Origin of the sequence: Rhodanobacter sp. MP7CTX1, from assembly GCF_014205795.1 — a bacterium.
Taxonomy (GTDB): domain Bacteria; phylum Pseudomonadota; class Gammaproteobacteria; order Xanthomonadales; family Rhodanobacteraceae; genus Rhodanobacter.
Map to the genome: position 1 here is coordinate 192368 of NZ_JACHCN010000005.1, position 16533 is coordinate 208900.

The following is a 16533-nucleotide window of genomic DNA, read 5'->3' on the forward strand; positions in this document are numbered from 1 at the left end:
TAAACCCGGGCCTTGGCTTGGTCAGCGCGCAAAGTGCGGGCATTATATGGGCTCTTTGGCACCAAACAGCTCCCAGCGGCAATCTTTGGCCCCCATCCCCCGAAGCAGGAAGACGACGGACTTGATCAACAATCCAACCACAGGGTCGAGGACCCTTCTTGTCACTGGCGGTGCAGGTTTCATTGGTGCCAATTTCGTGCTGCAGGCCATCGCCGATGGGCTGCGCGTGATCAACCTCGACAAGCTCACCTATGCGGGCAACCTGGACACGTTGGCCTCGCTGAAAGACCGCGATGAGCACGTGTTTGTGCATGGTGATATCGGCGACCGTGCGTTGGTCGCGCGACTGCTGGCTGACTATCAGCCTGATGCGATAGTGAACTTCGCCGCCGAATCGCATGTGGACCGCTCGATCGATGGCCCCGCCGAATTCGTGCAGACCAACGTGGTCGGGACGCTTGGACTCCTGGAATGCACGCGCGACTATTGGCGCGGACTGGAAGGTACGAGTCGTGAGGCCTTCCGCTTCCTGCACGTATCCACCGACGAGGTTTACGGCTCGCTGGGTGCCGAGGGCAAGTTCACGGAGGAAACCCCGTACGCGCCGAACTCGCCGTACTCGGCGTCCAAAGCGGCATCAGACCATCTGGTGCGCGCATTCCATCACACCTACGGCCTGCCAGTACTGACCACCAACTGCTCGAACAACTACGGCCCGTATCAGTTTCCGGAAAAACTCATCCCGCTGATCATCCAGAAGGCGCTGGCCGGCGAGCCGCTGCCGGTCTATGGCGATGGCCTGAACATCCGCGACTGGTTGTTCGTGGGCGATCACTGCTCTGCGATCCGGCGCGTGCTCGAAGCGGGCCGCCTGGGTGAGACGTACAACGTGGGTGGCAATGCAGAGCGCGAGAACATCACGGTGGTGAAGGTCATCTGCGCCCTGCTCGATAAGCGCCATCCGCTGGCCGATGGCCGCAAGCGCGAGTCGCTTATCACCTATGTGAAGGATCGCCCCGGTCACGATCGCCGCTATGCGATCGACTCCAGCAAGCTTCAGAACGAGCTGCGCTGGCGCCCGTCGCAGACATTCGAAACCGGCATCGGGCAAACCGTGGACTGGTACCTCGCCAATCAACCGTGGAGCCAGCGCGTGCTCGACGGCAGCTATCGTATGGAGCGCCTGGGGTCATGAAGGATGGGGTCATGAGCACGACGCAGAAAGGCATCATCCTCGCCGGCGGTTCCGGCACCCGGCTGTATCCGATCACCCGCTCAGTGAGCAAGCAGCTGCTGCCGGTGTACGACAAGCCTATGATCTACTACCCATTGGCCACGCTGATGCTGGCCGGCATCCGCCAAGTGCTGATGATCAATACGCCGCATGAGCAGGAAATGTTCCAGCGTCTGCTGGGCGACGGCTCGCAGTGGGGCATCGACATCCAGTACGCGGTGCAGCCGTCGCCGGATGGTCTGGCGCAGGCGTTCACCATCGGTCGAAATTTTGTCGACGGCAAACGTAGCTGCCTGGTGCTGGGCGACAACATTTTCTATGGTGTAGGCCTGACCGAACGACTCAAGCGCGCCGCCTCGCGCGAACACGGCGCCACCGTGTTCGGCTACTGGGTGAAGGATCCCGAGCGCTACGGCGTGGCTGAATTCGACGCTGCCGGCCGGGTGATCGGGCTCGAGGAAAAGCCAGCGCAACCGAAGTCCCACTACGCGGTCACTGGCCTATATTTCTATGACGGCCGGGTGTGCGATTACGCGGCGGCATTAAAACCGTCTTCGCGTGGTGAACTGGAAATCACCGACCTCAACCGCTGCTACCTCGACGATGATTCGCTGCATCTGGAACAGCTCGGACGCGGCTTCGCCTGGCTCGATACCGGCACCCACGATTCGCTGATGGAAGCGGGCAATTACATTCAGACTATTGAAAATCGGCAGGGCCTCAAGGTTTGCTGTCCGGAAGAAATCGCCTACCTCAATGGCTGGATCGACGCCGAGCAGGTACTGCAACTCGCTGCTCCATTGGCCAAGACCGGCTACGGCCAATATCTGCAGCAACTGACCCGACAGGAACACGCGCGATGAAAGTGATCGAAACCTCGCTACCGGGCGCCCTGATCCTCGAACCGCAAGTGTTCGGCGACGCCCGTGGCTTCTTCTATGAGAGTTACAACAAGGCAAGCTATCGCGAAGCAGGCATCACCGCCGACTTCATCCAGTCCAACGTCTCGCGCTCGGCCAAGGGTGTATTGCGTGGCTTGCACTATCAATGGCCGAACCCACAGGGAAAGCTGGTCAGCGTGCTCGAGGGCGAGGTCTATGACGTCGCCGTGGATATCCGCCGCGGCTCACCCACGTTCGGGCAATCCTACGGCGTGATGCTCACCGCGGAAAATCACCGCCATTTCTGGGTTCCGGAAGGCTTTGCGCATGGTTTCTGTGTGCTTTCCGAATTCGCCACGTTCACTTATCAGTGCACGGCGCTATACGATCGGGAGGCCGACGCCGGGATCCGCTGGAACGACGCCGATCTCGGGATTGACTGGCCACTGAGCGCCCCGCTGCTTTCCGACAAGGACGGCAAGACACCGTTGCTGAAAGACGTAGCGCCCGAGCGACTGCCGATTTTCGTGCCATGAAGATCCTGCTGCTTGGCGCCAACGGTCAGCTTGGCCGCACATTTCTCGATCAGGGTGACTTGGCCGCACGTGGTGACCTCGTCGCCGCCAGCCGGGACGGTGTGCTGACGGATGGCCGCCGCGGTGAAATCGCCGACCTTGCAGCGCCGGCCAGCCTGGCCGCCCTTCTCGATCGCGTACAGCCGGATGTGATCATCAACGCTGCCGCCTATACGGCCGTCGATCGCGCCGAACAAGAGCCTGATCTGGCTACCCGCGTCAATGGCGAGGCCGTCGCCGTTCTTGGCGCCTGGGCAAAAGCGCATGCGGCGCTGGTGGTCCATTATTCGACTGACTATGTTTTTGATGGCGGCCAGTCGCAACCATACGCCGTTGATGCACCGACCGCGCCGCTGGGCGCCTACGGCCGCAGCAAGTTGGCCGGCGAACAGGCCTTGCGAGATAGCGGTGCCGATCACCTGATCCTGCGCACGGCGTGGGTCTATGCCGCGCACGGTCAGAACTTCCTGCGCACCATGCTGCGCCTGGGCAGCGAACGCGACGAGCTGCGCGTAGTCGCCGACCAGCACGGCGCACCGACAGACACTGCGTTGATCGTCCGCGCCAGTCTCGCAGCACTGGATCGCTGGCAGCAGGCTGACAGCCCGCAGCGTCGACGGCTGAGCGGCACGCATCATCTGGTCGCCAGCGGCGCCACTACCTGGCACGGTTTTGCCAGTGCCATTTTCGAGCAGGCAGCGGCACGTGGTTTGATCACGCGGATACCTCGAGTGATCCCGATTGTCAGCGCCGACTTCCCCACACCGGCCGTACGCCCGGCGTGGTCGCTGCTGGACAACCACGATTTTCAGCAGCACTTTGGATTCCCGCTGCCCGATTGGCAGCAGGGCCTGGACGAAGTCATGCACCAGCTCGCCGCACCCGGACATTGACCCCGTGTTGATCCCACTCATACTCAGCGGCGGTAGCGGAACTCGCTTATGGCCGGTATCGCGCAAGAACCTGCCCAAGCAGTTTCTGAATCTGGCGGGTGAAGGTACGCTGTTTCAACAAACGATTACCCGCACTCGGCAGCTGCCGGGCGTGGCTTCGCCAATCGTGGTGGCCAGCGAGGATCACCGCTTTCTCGCCGCTGAGCAGTTGCTGGAAGTCGGTATTCGGGACGCCACTATCGTTCTGGAACCGCTAGCGCGAAATACCGCTCCAGCAATCGCGCTGGGCGCTTTGCAGGCGCAGCAACGCGATTCTGATGCACTGTTACTTGTGTTGCCGGCCGATCATTTGATCGGCGATACGGCAGCCTTTGTCGCGGCGGTGACGCAGGCAATACCTTTGGCCGAGCAGGGTTGGCTGGTGACGTTTGGCATTCGCCCGGATCGGCCGGAAACCGGTTTCGGCTATATCCGTCGTGCGGAAGCGATTGGCAATGAAGGTTACCGAGTGGAGCAGTTCGTCGAAAAGCCTGACCTGCTCACCGCCGAATCCTATCTCGCCGATGGCGGCTACGACTGGAATTCCGGCATGTTCCTGTTCAAGGCGTCGCGCTATCTGGAAGAGCTGGCCGTACACGCGCCGGCGATGCTGGCTGCCGTGCGCGAGGCCCACGCGAATGCATCGGCCGATCTGGATTTCGTACGGATCGATCACGACACTTTCGCCCGGGTACCCGACAACTCGATTGACTACGCGGTCATGGAGAAAACCCAGCATGCCGCGGTGATTCCGGTCGACTGCACCTGGAGCGACATCGGTTCGTGGTCGGCGCTGTGGCTGACCGGCGACAAGGATGCCGAAGGCAACCTGCGTGAGGGCGACACGCTCAGCATCGACAGCCGCAACTCACTGCTGCGTTCGCATGATCGCCACCTGCTGGCGACCGTCGGCATCGACGACCTGATCGTGGTTACCACGCCGGATGCCACCCTGGTCGCCCATCGCGATGCCGCACAGGACGTGAAGAAGATCGTCGAGCAGCTCAAGGCCTCCGGCCGCAGCGAGCACTCGCTGCACCGTGTCGTGCACCGGCCGTGGGGCAGCTACGATTCGCTGGAAGCCGGCGACCGGTTCCAGGTCAAGCGCATCGTGGTCAAACCGGGCGCATCGCTCAGCCTGCAGAAACATCATCACCGCGCCGAACACTGGATCGTGGTCTCCGGCACTGCGGAGGTCACCTGCGACGAAAAAGTGTTTCTGCTTGGCGAAAACCAGAGCACCTTCATTCCGCTCGGCAGCCAGCACCGACTGCGCAACCCCGGCAAGGTGCCGTTGGAATTGATCGAGGTGCAATCGGGTAGTTATCTCGGTGAGGACGACATCGTTCGCTACGATGACGTGTACGGCCGCGCTTGAATCGCTTCTCAGTTGGATAGCTGGCAAAAATCGCATCAAACAAGAACGCCTCCCGGCATGCCGGGAGGCGTCATGCTATTGCAGTGACGGATGACTAACCGCGCGCCGATCCGATTGGAGGTATTCATCGACCCCATACCGGCGGCGAAGTCCCAACCCGTACCCCTCGAACAAGCCGGATCGTAAGCCGAACGCTTTGCGAGTGGTCAGTTTGATTTCGTGTAGAACACGTAGGTCGCTGAATACGGCACACCCACTTTCGTGCCAACCCGGGTTGGCGACTTGGCAGGTGCAACGCCACCTTGCGTGGATATCCGCTGCACGTAGACGACCTTGTTCAATACACCAGCCGCAGGATCGGCCGTAACCTTTACGAGTAGCCAGGGAATGTCGGTAGAGGCTCGTTTCGCAGGCACCGTTGTCACCGGCGTATCCGTATCACGGGTGACCCTGCTTCCATCGGCAGCCTCCCAGGAGGGGCCTGCATAGTGATGGATAACGCCCTTGCGCCCGCTCAACTCAGCCAAGGGTGCCTCGAACACCCATTTCAGCGCTGTTCCGCTATCAGCTGCGCTCGTATAGATCTGGACGCCCGCGGCCTTTGCTGTGAAAGCGACGTTGTATCCGGCGGGCGGCTGAAGCGCGGCCGGTACGGCCTCCGCTGCTCGCGCAACCTTCGCGCCCGCGACGAGTAGGACAACGGTCGCTAGCAAGGTGGTGACTTTCCGTCCGATCATCGATCTATCCTCGCTGGGTGAACGAACGGCTATACGCTTCCACTGAAAACGAGTGACAACACACGCTACCGGCACGACCTAAAAGAGCTGCCAACAGGGGCCGCGCAGCTGCGCGGCCCCTGTTGGAAAACGTCACCAAAAGCGCGCGAAATAGATTCCAACAAGCACATCGTGAGTGCGAAAAGGACGGTCGGCGAAACAATATAAATTCCAACAGCTTGCATGGAACCCGAGCGCTTGATTTGGTAGCGGCTTGCCAGCAACAACAGCCGGAGCTCTGCACTCTACACCGATGTTGTAACCCTACTGAGCTTCATCGAGGGTGCCGTCGTAGGGCACCACCTTGTCCATCTCGGCCAGGAACACATCCCGCCGTGTTGGCTTGCGATGGGCTTCGAAATCACCGTCCGCTTGTGTCGCCATGGTCAGCTGCTCGGTATCTTCCACGCTCTGTCGGTGACGGCTTTCCTTCGAGCACGAGGAAAAATCAGAGTTTCACTAGAAACGCCTGTCAGGTAAAGGGCCCCTGATTTTATTCAGCCATTTATCTGCCTAGGCCGACATTTGAGCCGCCACGCGCTGCATTGATGACCTGAGCTCCAGTTCATGCTCGCGATAGAAGTGTGGTCGAGGATACTGCCGCTTAAGGGCGGCATCACATGGGCACGGATGCGGGGAAAAAAGCCTTCCTTGGCCTCTGCCCGGGTGCCCGTAAAGCGCCACCTGTTTCAAAGGTGAAACACAGGAATTGAGCCAATTGCAAAGCGGACCCAACGGAGCGTATAAGCGGGCAGAGGATATCGATCCAGACCTGTGCCATGTACGCAAGAGGTCCGCGGCCGTCAGCGATGATCGCCTGGTTTTGGCTATTTTTCCGAACGCAGTGGAATATCTCTTGCCAAAATAGAAGACAGGAATCCAAAGACACGGAAAGGCATTGCATCGAATCCAAGCGGATGTTTACGCGAGCACTTGGAGGTATCTACGATGAAACTGCATTTCTTAACCATTGCACTGATAGCCGCGGGCATCGCCATCACCGGTCAAGTCGTCGCCGGCCAGAACGCCGCAGAATCTGCGCAAAAATCGGATGTGACTCAGGCCACCGCAAAGAGCGGCCACCCCGTGAAACAAGAGATCCGTATCAAGCGGATCACACCCGAATATTGGCGCGTGACCCTGGACAATCCGCCGTTCAATATCTTCGGGCCCGAAACCATTCCACAATTGAACGACGTCGTCACGCAGCTTGAGACGGATCCCAAAGTCAAAGTAGTCGTGTTCGACAGTGCGGTTCCAGGTTTTTTCCTGACGCACTACAACTTCATTCCGCCGTTTTCAGAGACGACAAGTCTGCCGCCCGGCCGAACCGGCCTGCCCGCCTTGCCCGACATACTGGTCCGCCTGAGCCGCGCTCCGGCGGTATCCATTGTCGAGATTCGCGGCCGCGCCACCGGCGTTGGCAGCGAATTGTCCCTGGCGAGCGACATGCGTTTCGCCAGCCGCGAGAAGGCTGTTCTGTCGCAATTCGAGATCGGTGCCGGCTTCACCCCCGGCGGTGGCCCGATGGCGCGTCTTCCTCGCTTGATCGGACGCGGCCGCGCACTTGAAGTCCTGCTGAGCGGTGATGATATCGACGGCGATCTCGCCGAGCGATACGGATACGTCAATCGTTCATTTCCCGATGCGGAACTGGACAAATTCGTGGATACGCTTGCCCGGCGGATTGCCACATTCGACAAGCAGGCAATCATCGACATCAAACACCAGGTTGACATTGCCAGCCTGCCTCCGGATGCGGACCTAGGCACAGAGTGGGCTACGTTTCTTCGGTCGGTGCAACGTCCGGCAGCACAACAGCGGATCACAAAGCTCATGAAACTGGGCCTTCAGGTGGATCCCGATGTAGAGAAACATCTCCCCCACTACACGGGTTTGGTTGGCGAGGGGCAACCCTAGACCCAGCCACTTTCGGGCATAACAGCGCCCCAGATCATTTCAGGGAATTCATGACCCCAATCGAGGTGAAACCATGTTGTTGCTGCTGTCGCGTTTGGAACTTGAATCAGAGGCCTCGCGTGGCCGAGGTGGCCGCGCGAAATTCTGCCACGCCTAGGCACACTGTCCGATAGCACCCACGAAAACACGGTATTCCTTCTTCCTGAAAGCTGCCTTACGAAAAGCATCTTCGAGCTTCTTCTCAACCGCCGCTCTGGCTTGCAGCGCGAGTGCACCATAGTTGTCAGTTGCTCCGAATGCTGGATGTAGAGCGGTCCCGCGCCAAAGCTTTCCAGGGCTGGCGATCTGGGACCCGGCGGGAGTACGGTGGCCAATAGGTCGGACGGAGAAGCTAATCATGAAGCTGTTCAATACTACGATTGTCGGCATGGCCGGATCGGTGGTCGCTCTTGCAATGACCGCTCTTGCGTTCGCCGCCTCCGGACCAACGGGCTCAGACTCAGTTCCTGCCACTGGTCGGATGAAGGTCGATACCGCGGTCGACCGCTTCGGAAAGCTGCATGTGCCCGATAAACTATCGAACGACATACCAGTTCTTGGGGACCTGGGCAGTTGCCAAAGACCACGGCGCGGGATCGGAAGAGATGCACGTCCTCTACGCATCACCCGGCACCATCGAGGCCTATCGCAAGGACGGGCATTTCCCGGATGGCGCGATACTCGTGAAAGAGGTCTATCGCGCAGCTACCGGGGCGATGACGACCGGCACAGTCAGTCATGTCGACAGTCTAAGGGGCTGGTTCATCATGGTGAGGGACCGCAACGGCCACCATCCCGCGAGTGATGTGTGGGGTGATGGCTGGGGTTGGTCGTGGTTTGACGCCGCCAACCCGTCGGCGGCCTCACGCAATCTCCCCATGAAGGATGGGATCGTGCGTCCGACGTTCGACTACAAGGAGAACTGCAAGGGCTGCCATGCACCGGCAGTAGCGACAGAGTGGATCTATATAGAAGGCTATCCTCCGCTGAAGCACTAACCCCCGGGCGAAATATCGCGCAGTCGTACGACAGCGCAGAAGGAAACAGATGCCCCCCCCCCGCTGTGCTGATTTAGACCGAATTGATCCATATAAGCGGTGCGCCCTTGTCCGCCTGCTGGTTTGAGCTAAAACGTGTAAAGCTCGCTGGCGATCTTCCAGCGGTCACCAACCTTCACCAGGGATCGTTTGATCATCCCGCTTTCTTGACGGCAATGATCGTGCCCTCTCTCGCTTCGCGATCACTGACGGATATTTACTCGGTCAGCTCGTACTCCGGTTGTGCAGCGCGCTGCGTCAGACGCCTTACCTCCTAGGAGCGACGATCGGCGCTGGAGCGCGCAGCAACATGTAAGTCTGCCTCATCAAATCCACCACCCGCAGCTAGCATCAACTTGGCGGAATCGACGAGCCGCTGCGCCTGCGCCTGCACGACACCCAGTTCTGCCTGCTGCTCCAGACGCTGAGCATCCAGAACCTGGATATAACCCGCATTGCCGGCACGGTAACCTTGGAGCGTCAGGTTCAGTGAGGACGAGGCAGACACCAAAGCCCGCTTTTGCGTCGATAGTGCATCGGCATCATTCGATAAAGCGTGCATGGCGTCTGCGACTTGCCGGAAAGCCACAATCACCGTTTGCTGGTAATCGGCAAAACTGGCCTGGTATTCATGCTGGGTCGCGCCTTGTTCTGCACGGAGCGCTCCGCCATGAAATAGCGGGGCGCTTATACCGCCCAGCAGCGTCCAGGCCAATTCCGAAGGGCCATGACTTAGCAAACCCTGCTCGCCAAGTTGCGCATTGAGCGTGACATGCGGATAGAGGTTTGCGGTAGCGATGCCGACAGCGGCGCTGGCCGAGTGTAGGTTTGCCTCAGCTGCGACAATGTCTGGGCGCTTGTGAACCAGCTGGGAGGGAACCGCAATTGGCAACGCGGCGGGCAACGCAAAGTCCTCGAGCTTGATGTCCGGCGGTTGCCAGTTACCGGCACTCTCACCGACGAGAGCCGCGATCTCGTCCCTGGATTCATCAAACTGCTCATGCAGCGCAGGCAGCAAGGTTCGATCGTGGTCAAGCTGACTCTGGGCGCTGAGCACATCCACGTCGGATACACCACCAGCCTGACGTGCCGCTTTGACGAGATCAAGATTTCGCTCGTCTGAGCTGATGATTTTTCCGACGACATCCATTTGCGACTTGATGGACGCAGCCGTGATCGTCTGGATCACGATGTTGCCGCTCACAGTTAACGAAACCGCCGAAGTCTCGGCAGCCTGATACTGCGCTTTCGCCTTGGCATCATCGATGCGATGACGCGTTCCCCCAAAGATGTCCAGATCGTAGCTAACGCTTGGCCCTGCCGAGTAGGCCGAAAATATTGGGAAATCTTTTGCGTCCGGGCCAAATGCGGTGGCGCCGAGGCGGGCCCGTTGCGCGCCCGCCGAGAAATCCACCTGTGGCTTAAGGCCGGCCTGGGCAACGGCGATACGCGAGTGGGCGGCCATCAGGCGGTCTCGGGCGGACGCCAGGGACTGATTGCCGAGCAAACCTTTTCTTACAAGGCCATTTAACTGCGGCAGCTGAAACGCAGTCCACCATTGGGTGGGCAAGGATGCCCCGAGAGAGATCGTTTGCGGCGTGTTTGATTCGATGCCTGCTTTCTCGGGCTGAACATAGCGTTCCAACTTGGGAGCCTGCGGCGCCTGATAAAGCGGCACCACCGCGCAGCCCGCCGACAACGCGATGGATAGACCCAGAGCCGAGCGAACCGTCATCGCCAAAAGGCGAGGCAGCACAGAGGGGGCAACGCCCGACGAGTAAGTCGCGCAGAAATTGTCAGTGATCTTGTTCATGTGAGTGTCCAAAGCAAGGGAGAACGAGCCGAGCATCTGTCAATGAGAATCGACGACGCCGCCTGAAGGTTTTCCCGCCTTTTTTAAGAGAATGACAAACAAAAGCGCCGCCACGAGCAACACGCTCTGCATGATGAAGGTGTCGCTAAACCCCATGAAAAACGATTGCCGGCGAATGGCCCTTCCTATGCCCACAATCGCTTCATGCCGCGCGTACGCGAGATCACTCACACCATGAGAAAGAAAGTAGTGGGTCAGCGAATCAATGCGTCTTTGCGTGTACTCGTTGATCAGTGTGGCGTTCTCGGTAAGCATGTTCGAGTGAAACTGCTCGCGCTTCGTCAGGAACGTCTGAAGAACCGCAATACCCACGGCACCGCCAAGGTTTCGCATCATGTTGAAAAGGGCGGATGCCGATGGCGCGAATTCATGCTCGATGCCGGCAATGGCGACAGCCGACAAAGGCGCCATGACCAGGGCCTGGGCAACTGCGCGCATCAGGCTTGAGCCTAGAAATTGCGGCCCGGAAAAATTCGCTGAGGTCCAGCCAGCGAGCATGCTTCCCACGATGAACATGACGAAGCCTGCGGTTGCCAGCGTGCGCCCATCGAAATAGCGCATCAGTTTCGGTGTGAACGGAATAATCACTAACTGAGGCAGGCCGATCCAGATCAATACGCCACCGATTTGCTGGGCGTCGTAACCCTGCAAGCTGGACAGATACTGGGGTACCAAATAGATCCATCCATACATCGAAAAGCCGAAGATGAAGTTAGCGACGGTTCCAAGTCCAAAATTGCGGCGCGCAAGCAGGCGAAGGTGGAGCAGCGGATGCGAAGTCCTCAGTTCGTTGATCACGAAGCCGACGAGACAAACGACCGCCACGATAGCCAGGCGAAGAATGAAGCTGGAGCCGAACCAATCGTCCTTGTTGCCTTCCTCCAACACCGTTTCCAGTGAGCCCAGTCCAACTGCCATCAGGGCAATTCCCGTCCAATCACCCTTGCGTAGCAATTCGAACTGGCGAGGCGAGCGGTCGAGCGCGTACCACAACATGCCAAACATCAAAATGCCGGGCGGTACGCTGATGAAGAAGATCGACTGCCAACCGAAGTTATCGTTGAAATAGCCGCCCAATACCGGACCAATGGATGGCGCAAAGACGACCGAAACCGAGTAGATCGCCATCCCGACCGTATGCAGTGACCGAGGAAGACGCGTCATGATGATCGAGAATGCCAGCGGTATTAGCACGCCTCCGGCGATGCCTTGTAGCGCGCGCAAGACAATCATCTGATCGAGGTTCTGCGCAAAGGCGCAGGCCGCGGACAGAATGACGAAGAGCACGATGTTGGTGAGCAGATAGGTCCGCAAAGAAAACACCTTCGCCAGCCATCCACTGAGTGGAATGATGATGATTTCGGCCACCAGGTACGCCGTGGTGATCCAACCACCCTCATCGGTGCCGGTCCCGATGGCTCCCTGAATGTCTGCGAGTGAGGCGCCGACTACCTGGATATTCAGAATCGCGAGGAAGGCGCCCAGTGTCGAACCGATCACCGCGATCCATGTCCGAAATGGGACCTTCTCAACGGGGCTGGAGTACATCGATTCTGTGTTGACCGGTGGAACGGTTTGCGTGATTCCCTCGCTCGGGATCGGCGGACTCGGCAATGCGCTTGACGCTGAAGCACTCATGATCGATCTTTCCGGATTGGGCCGTGGACGACTAGCGAACCGCAACCACTTGCGACTGCGCGGAAGACGACGGCTCTTGCTGCGGCGTGCCGCCACGTGTGTCGATCGTCGCTTCGACCGACATGCCAGGCCGCAGGTTGCCCAATTTCGCTTGGCCTGCATCGAGCACAATCTTCACTGGGATGCGCTGCACGATCTTGGTGAAATTGCCCGTGGCGTTGTCGGGCGGAAGCAAACTGAACTCCAGACCGCTCGCGGGAGCCAGACTGTCCACGTGGCCATGGAGGTCGACGTCAGGGAAGGTATCCACGTGCAGATGCACGGGCTCGCCAGCGTGCACGCGCTCCAATTGGGTTTCCTTGAAATTGGCGACGAGGTAGATCTGCTTCAGCGGCACAACCGCCATCATCTGCGTGCCAGCCTGCACGTATTGGCCAACACGCAGCGTGCGTGCGCCAACGGTTCCGTCGATCGGAGCGATGACCGTCGTATCATCAACATCGAGCTGAGCGCGATGCGCGACGGCCTGAGCATGCTCCAGCTGCGCCTGCGCCAGAGTGCGCTGAGTGCCCAGAACATTCACCTGGCGTTGAGCAGCGAGCAAAGCCGCGCGCTGGCGACTGACCTCGGCATCGCTTTCGCGTAGATGCGAGGACGCCTGCTGCGATTGTTGCTCGGACCCATAACCGACATGCGCCATCTTGGTGTAGCGGACCTGATCCAGGCGCGCGAGGCCCAACGATGCTTCGGATGCGGCAACCGCTGCCTGTGCCTGGGAGATAACCGCTTCCTGCTCCGCAAGTTGTGCATCCAGGTGACTGACATTTGCAGCCTCTGCCTTTGCGCTGGCTTTGGCCTGCTCAAGCACGGCTTCGTAGTCGCGCGCATCGATCCGTACGAGCGGTTGACCCGCTTGAACATTCTGGTTGTCGTCAACCAACAGTTGCGAGACATAGCCGGACACCTTGGGTGCGATGGTGGTCGAATCGGCTTTTAGATACGCATCGTCGGTCGACTCCATGAAGCGGCCGACGGTGTAGTAGTGCGCTGTTCCCGCTACAACCACGGCAACTGCGGCAGCTATGGCGGCGTAAATCAGGGCGGTGCGAATTCTGCGACTTTGGATCAAGGCCGGAGAGGTTGCTTCACCGGCGGAATTCATGGAGCTGGACATATCGTTCTCGAAGGGTCCCATCGCCCAGTTGCGACCGGCGCATTCCACCATCGCCCTCGGTGTTCAACCAGACGCCTGCGGGAGATGTATGCTTCCACTTTTAGGAATCATGCGATGGCCGACGACATCAGCGACCTGCGTCTCCTAACCCAGATTGTCGCCGCGGGGTCCCTGACCGCGGCCGCGGAGCGCTTGGAGAGCTCACTCCCGGCGGTCAGCCGTCGGCTCGCCAGCCTGGAGAGGCGTCTGGGGGTACGCCTTATCGATCGACATGCCAGGAAGTTCCAATTAACGGAAGAAGGGGGACTGCTCCACGATCGAGCACTTCGGATTGTCGCCGACGTGGATGAAGCCGAGGCGGAAGCCAGTTCCAGTTCCAGCGAGGCCGCCGGAACACTGCGCATCGGTGCCCCTCTTCAAATTGGCCGGGAGCGGATCGCACCATTGATCGCCCAATTTGCGCTCACGCACCCCAAGGTGCACATCGATCTCATCCTGACGGACGCTGACATGGATGTATTCGAAGAAGATCTCGACATCATGCTTCGCTTGCGGATGCCCAGGGCTCCGAATGTGGTTGTGCGAAAAATTCTTTCAGGGCGCCGCGTGGTCTGCGCATCGCCGGCCTATTTGGCGCGTCACGGCGAACCAAAGCGCCCGGAAGATCTGCATGATCACAACTGCCTCACCCTGATTCGCGGCAGGCGTAAGCATGATGACTGGCAGTTTGTGGAAAACGGAGAGCCTCGCGAGATCCGTGTGCAGGGAAATATGTCCACGACGAGCAGTGACGTGATCTATGCGTGGATGCTGGCAGGTCATGGACTGGGACTGAAGGTTCTCTGGGATATTGAAGAAGATCTACGGCAAGGCCGCCTGCTCGAGTGCTTGGCCGCGTACGCGTGCGACGTGAGCGATCTTTATGCGAGCTACGCATTCCGGCGCTATGTGCCGTCGCGCATGAGAGTCTTCCTTGATTTCATCGCTGAGAATTTGAATCCGCGCTAGGAACCATCTTGCCTGGCGTCAGGAAGCAGCGCGTCGCACGAACATGCAACAGGGGTCTCCATGTGATCTCAATTTGCGCGGCTTATGTCTGGTTTGCTTGAAAGCGGTCCTTGCGCACCTGACGGCCAGACAGCGATCTGGGCATGTGGCTCCTGGCCTGGAGCCGTCGTAGACAAGGCAGACGCCCGTCACGGAACGCCTGAAGTTCCGGGAGCACCGCGCATCACTCGAAGTACACGCGAGTTTGACTACGCTCCCAAGCCATTCTTCTCCTTGGGCCGCTTCGATGTCTGCCTACAGCGTTGGAAGTTATCTGGCTGCGCGTCTGGCGCAGATCGGACTTAAGCATCACTTCGTGGTGCCAGGCGATTACAACTTGGTGCTTCTCGACAAGTTGCTCGAGCAGAAGGAAATGGAGCAGGTGGGCTCATGCAACGAGCTGAATGCTTCGTTTTCGGCCGAAGGATACGCGCGCGCCCACGGCGTCGGCGCCTGTGTGGTGACTTTCAGCGTCGGCGCGCTATCAGCACTCAACGGGATCGGCGGCGCCTATGCAGAAAGCCTTCCGGTGATCCTGGTGTCGGGCTCCCCCAATAGCAATGACCCAGGCTCGCACCACCTGCTGCACCATACGACGGGGACCTACGATTTCAGCTATGTCCGGCAGATGGCTGAGCACGTCACCTGCTGCGCAGTCGCCATCGACGACGCCGAAGAGGCGCCGTACCTGATCGACAAAGCGATCCGCGCCGCGCTGCTGCAGAAGAAGCCGGTCTATATCGAAATCCCCTGCAATCTTGCAGACGCACCCTGCGCGGCACCCGGGCCGGTCAGTGCGCTGACTCGGCCCGAGATGAGCGACCCGGCCACACTGCAGGCGGCTGTCGATGCAACGATCCAGTTCCTCGGAGCGCGCAAGAAGCCGATATTGCTGGGTGGCAGCATGCTGCGTTCGGCGGACGCCGAGGGCGCTTTCCGAAAGCTGGCCGATGCACTGGGCTGCGCGGTATCCCTGCAGCCGGCAGCAAAGGGCATGTTTCCGGAAACCCACGCCGGCTTTGCCGGCATCGCGCTGGGCGAGGTCAGCAGTCCTGGCTGCAACGATATCCTCAATTGGGCCGATGGCACGTTTTGCGTCGGCACGCTATTCACCGATTACAGCACCGTCGGCTGGACCGCACAGCCGGACGCACTGCAGTCGGTACAGGCCGGGCCCGATCGCGTGCAGGGACCGGGCTTCGATTTCAGTGGCATCGTGCTCTCGGAATTCCTGATCGCGTTGGCCGCGAAGGTCAAGGCAAACCCAACGACCCTGCATGAATTCCAGCGCATCAAACCATCGTTGAAGCCGACCCAGGCCCCGTCGGCCGATACGCCGCTGGATCGTGCTGAGATTGCTCGTCAGGTGCAGCAGCTGCTGAGCGCCGATTCCACCTTGCTGGTGGAGACCGGCGATGCCTGGTTCAACGGCATGTATCTGGATCTCCCGGAAGGCGCACGCTTCGAGATCGAAATGCAGTGGGGCAGCATCGGCTGGTCCATCCCGGCCGCGTTCGGTTACGCCGTGGGTGCGCCGCAGCGCAAGCTGATCGCCATGGTCGGCGACGGATCGTTCCAGCTGACCGCGCAGGAAGTCGCCCAGATGATCCGTCGTGGCCTGCCAGTGCTGATCTTCCTCATCAACAATCGCGGCTACACCATCGAGGTCGAGATCCACGACGGCCCCTACAACAACATCAAGAACTGGAACTACGCAGCGCTGATGCAAGCATTCAACGCGGAGGATGGCGCTGGCCTTGGACTGCAGGTTGGTACCACCAGGGAGCTGGCCGAGGCCATCATCAAGGCTGCTCAGAACCGCAAGGGCCCGACACTGATCGAATGCAACATCGAGCGCGACGATTGCACGCATCAGCTGATCACCTGGGGTCGCCGTGTCGCCACAGCCAATGCGCGGCCGCCGGTGCGACGCTGAGGCATCGGATTAGCTGGCGGGCTCCATCCGCGCCGTCGGCGCCACGGCGGAGTCGGCACTGAACGTGATTGTGCGTGGCTCGGGGCTCTCGTC

Annotated in this window: 13 protein-coding genes; 9 read left to right on the top strand and 4 right to left on the bottom strand. The window is 59.7% G+C overall.

Annotated elements, in window-relative coordinates; all coding sequences use genetic code 11:
* Window positions 1-124 precede the first annotated feature (124 nt).
* From rfbB to HDE77_RS09055, 5 genes are read left to right on the top strand one after another with little or no spacing between them, the layout of a single operon-like run.
* Window positions 125-1195 carry a dTDP-glucose 4,6-dehydratase gene (rfbB, locus tag HDE77_RS09035; RefSeq protein WP_343206083.1) on the top strand — a complete coding sequence of 357 codons (1071 nt, stop codon included), beginning with the start codon at window positions 125-127 and terminating at the stop codon, window positions 1193-1195.
* Window positions 1196-1206: 11 nt separating this feature from the next.
* Window positions 1207-2097, top strand: coding sequence for a glucose-1-phosphate thymidylyltransferase RfbA (gene rfbA / locus HDE77_RS09040; protein ID WP_184416887.1), 891 nt, complete (start codon window positions 1207-1209; stop codon window positions 2095-2097).
* Window positions 2094-2651: a dTDP-4-dehydrorhamnose 3,5-epimerase gene (rfbC, locus tag HDE77_RS09045; protein ID WP_184416890.1), complete on the top strand. Its 558-nt coding sequence runs from the start codon at window positions 2094-2096 to the stop codon at window positions 2649-2651. Before rfbA ends, rfbC begins: the two co-directional genes overlap by 4 nt.
* Window positions 2648-3583 carry a dTDP-4-dehydrorhamnose reductase gene (gene rfbD, locus HDE77_RS09050; protein WP_184416891.1) on the top strand — a complete coding sequence of 312 codons (936 nt, stop codon included), beginning with the start codon at window positions 2648-2650 and terminating at the stop codon, window positions 3581-3583. Before rfbC ends, rfbD begins: the two co-directional genes overlap by 4 nt.
* Window positions 3579-5000 carry a mannose-1-phosphate guanylyltransferase/mannose-6-phosphate isomerase gene (locus tag HDE77_RS09055; RefSeq protein ID WP_343206084.1) on the top strand — a complete coding sequence of 474 codons (1422 nt, stop codon included), beginning with the start codon at window positions 3579-3581 and terminating at the stop codon, window positions 4998-5000. The genes rfbD and HDE77_RS09055 overlap by 5 nt, the downstream gene beginning before the upstream one ends.
* A 206-nt stretch (window positions 5001-5206) precedes the next feature.
* Here HDE77_RS09055 and HDE77_RS09060 read toward each other — a convergent pair whose 3' ends face one another.
* Complete coding sequence (locus HDE77_RS09060) at window positions 5207-5737, bottom strand: DUF3455 domain-containing protein (protein WP_184416895.1); 531 nt, start codon at window positions 5735-5737, stop codon at window positions 5207-5209.
* 987 nt (window positions 5738-6724) lie between these two features.
* Here HDE77_RS09060 and HDE77_RS09065 point away from each other — a divergent pair.
* Both HDE77_RS09065 and HDE77_RS09070 read left to right on the top strand, forming a co-directional pair.
* Window positions 6725-7696 carry an enoyl-CoA hydratase/isomerase family protein gene (locus tag HDE77_RS09065; protein WP_184416897.1) on the top strand — a complete coding sequence of 324 codons (972 nt, stop codon included), beginning with the start codon at window positions 6725-6727 and terminating at the stop codon, window positions 7694-7696.
* A gap of 560 nt (window positions 7697-8256) precedes the next feature.
* Window positions 8257-8733, top strand: coding sequence for a cytochrome P460 family protein (locus HDE77_RS09070; RefSeq protein ID WP_221444188.1), 477 nt, complete (start codon window positions 8257-8259; stop codon window positions 8731-8733).
* Between the two features lie 313 nt (window positions 8734-9046).
* On the opposite strand, the gene HDE77_RS09075 is transcribed toward HDE77_RS09070, so the two are convergent.
* Genes HDE77_RS09075 through HDE77_RS09085 form a run of 3 tightly spaced genes read right to left on the bottom strand, consistent with a single transcriptional unit; the run spans window position 9047 to window position 13457 of the window.
* Window positions 9047-10585: an efflux transporter outer membrane subunit gene (locus tag HDE77_RS09075; protein ID WP_184416899.1), complete on the bottom strand. Its 1539-nt coding sequence runs from the start codon at window positions 10583-10585 to the stop codon at window positions 9047-9049.
* A 39-nt stretch (window positions 10586-10624) separates the two neighbouring features.
* A complete protein-coding gene (locus tag HDE77_RS09080; RefSeq protein ID WP_221444189.1) occupies window positions 10625-12283 on the bottom strand; it encodes an MDR family MFS transporter in 1659 nt (552 codons plus the stop codon).
* A gap of 31 nt (window positions 12284-12314) precedes the next feature.
* Complete coding sequence (locus HDE77_RS09085; protein WP_221444190.1) at window positions 12315-13457, bottom strand: HlyD family secretion protein; 1143 nt, start codon at window positions 13455-13457, stop codon at window positions 12315-12317.
* A gap of 114 nt (window positions 13458-13571) precedes the next feature.
* Here HDE77_RS09085 and HDE77_RS09090 point away from each other — a divergent pair, with 114 nt between their 5' ends.
* The gene (locus HDE77_RS09090) at window positions 13572-14465 is read left to right on the top strand and encodes a LysR family transcriptional regulator (RefSeq protein WP_184416900.1); all 894 of its coding nucleotides are present in this window, start codon (window positions 13572-13574) and stop codon (window positions 14463-14465) included.
* A gap of 286 nt (window positions 14466-14751) precedes the next feature.
* Window positions 14752-16440, top strand: a complete 1689-nt coding sequence (locus HDE77_RS09095) for a thiamine pyrophosphate-binding protein (RefSeq protein WP_184416901.1) — start codon at window positions 14752-14754, stop codon at window positions 16438-16440.
* The last annotated feature ends 93 nt before the right edge of the window (window positions 16441-16533 follow it).

Bases quoted from the DNA above. Each gene is read 5' to 3' on its own strand.
- HDE77_RS09095 (WP_184416901.1), top strand. From the start codon at position 14,752: ATGTCTGCCTACAGCGTTGGAAGTTATCTGGCTGCGCGTCTGGCGCAG.
- rfbD (WP_184416891.1), top strand. From the start codon at position 2,648: ATGAAGATCCTGCTGCTTGGCGCCAACGGTCAGCTTGGCCGCACATTT.
- HDE77_RS09070 (WP_221444188.1), top strand. From the start codon at position 8,257: ATGTGCCCGATAAACTATCGAACGACATACCAGTTCTTGGGGACCTGG.
- rfbC (WP_184416890.1), top strand. From the start codon at position 2,094: ATGAAAGTGATCGAAACCTCGCTACCGGGCGCCCTGATCCTCGAACCG.
- HDE77_RS09080 (WP_221444189.1), bottom strand. From the start codon at position 12,283: ATGAGTGCTTCAGCGTCAAGCGCATTGCCGAGTCCGCCGATCCCGAGC.
- HDE77_RS09085 (WP_221444190.1), bottom strand. From the start codon at position 13,457: ATGTCCAGCTCCATGAATTCCGCCGGTGAAGCAACCTCTCCGGCCTTG.
- rfbA (WP_184416887.1), top strand. From the start codon at position 1,207: ATGAGCACGACGCAGAAAGGCATCATCCTCGCCGGCGGTTCCGGCACC.
- HDE77_RS09060 (WP_184416895.1), bottom strand. From the start codon at position 5,737: ATGATCGGACGGAAAGTCACCACCTTGCTAGCGACCGTTGTCCTACTC.
- HDE77_RS09075 (WP_184416899.1), bottom strand. From the start codon at position 10,585: ATGAACAAGATCACTGACAATTTCTGCGCGACTTACTCGTCGGGCGTT.
- HDE77_RS09090 (WP_184416900.1), top strand. From the start codon at position 13,572: ATGGCCGACGACATCAGCGACCTGCGTCTCCTAACCCAGATTGTCGCC.
- HDE77_RS09065 (WP_184416897.1), top strand. From the start codon at position 6,725: ATGAAACTGCATTTCTTAACCATTGCACTGATAGCCGCGGGCATCGCC.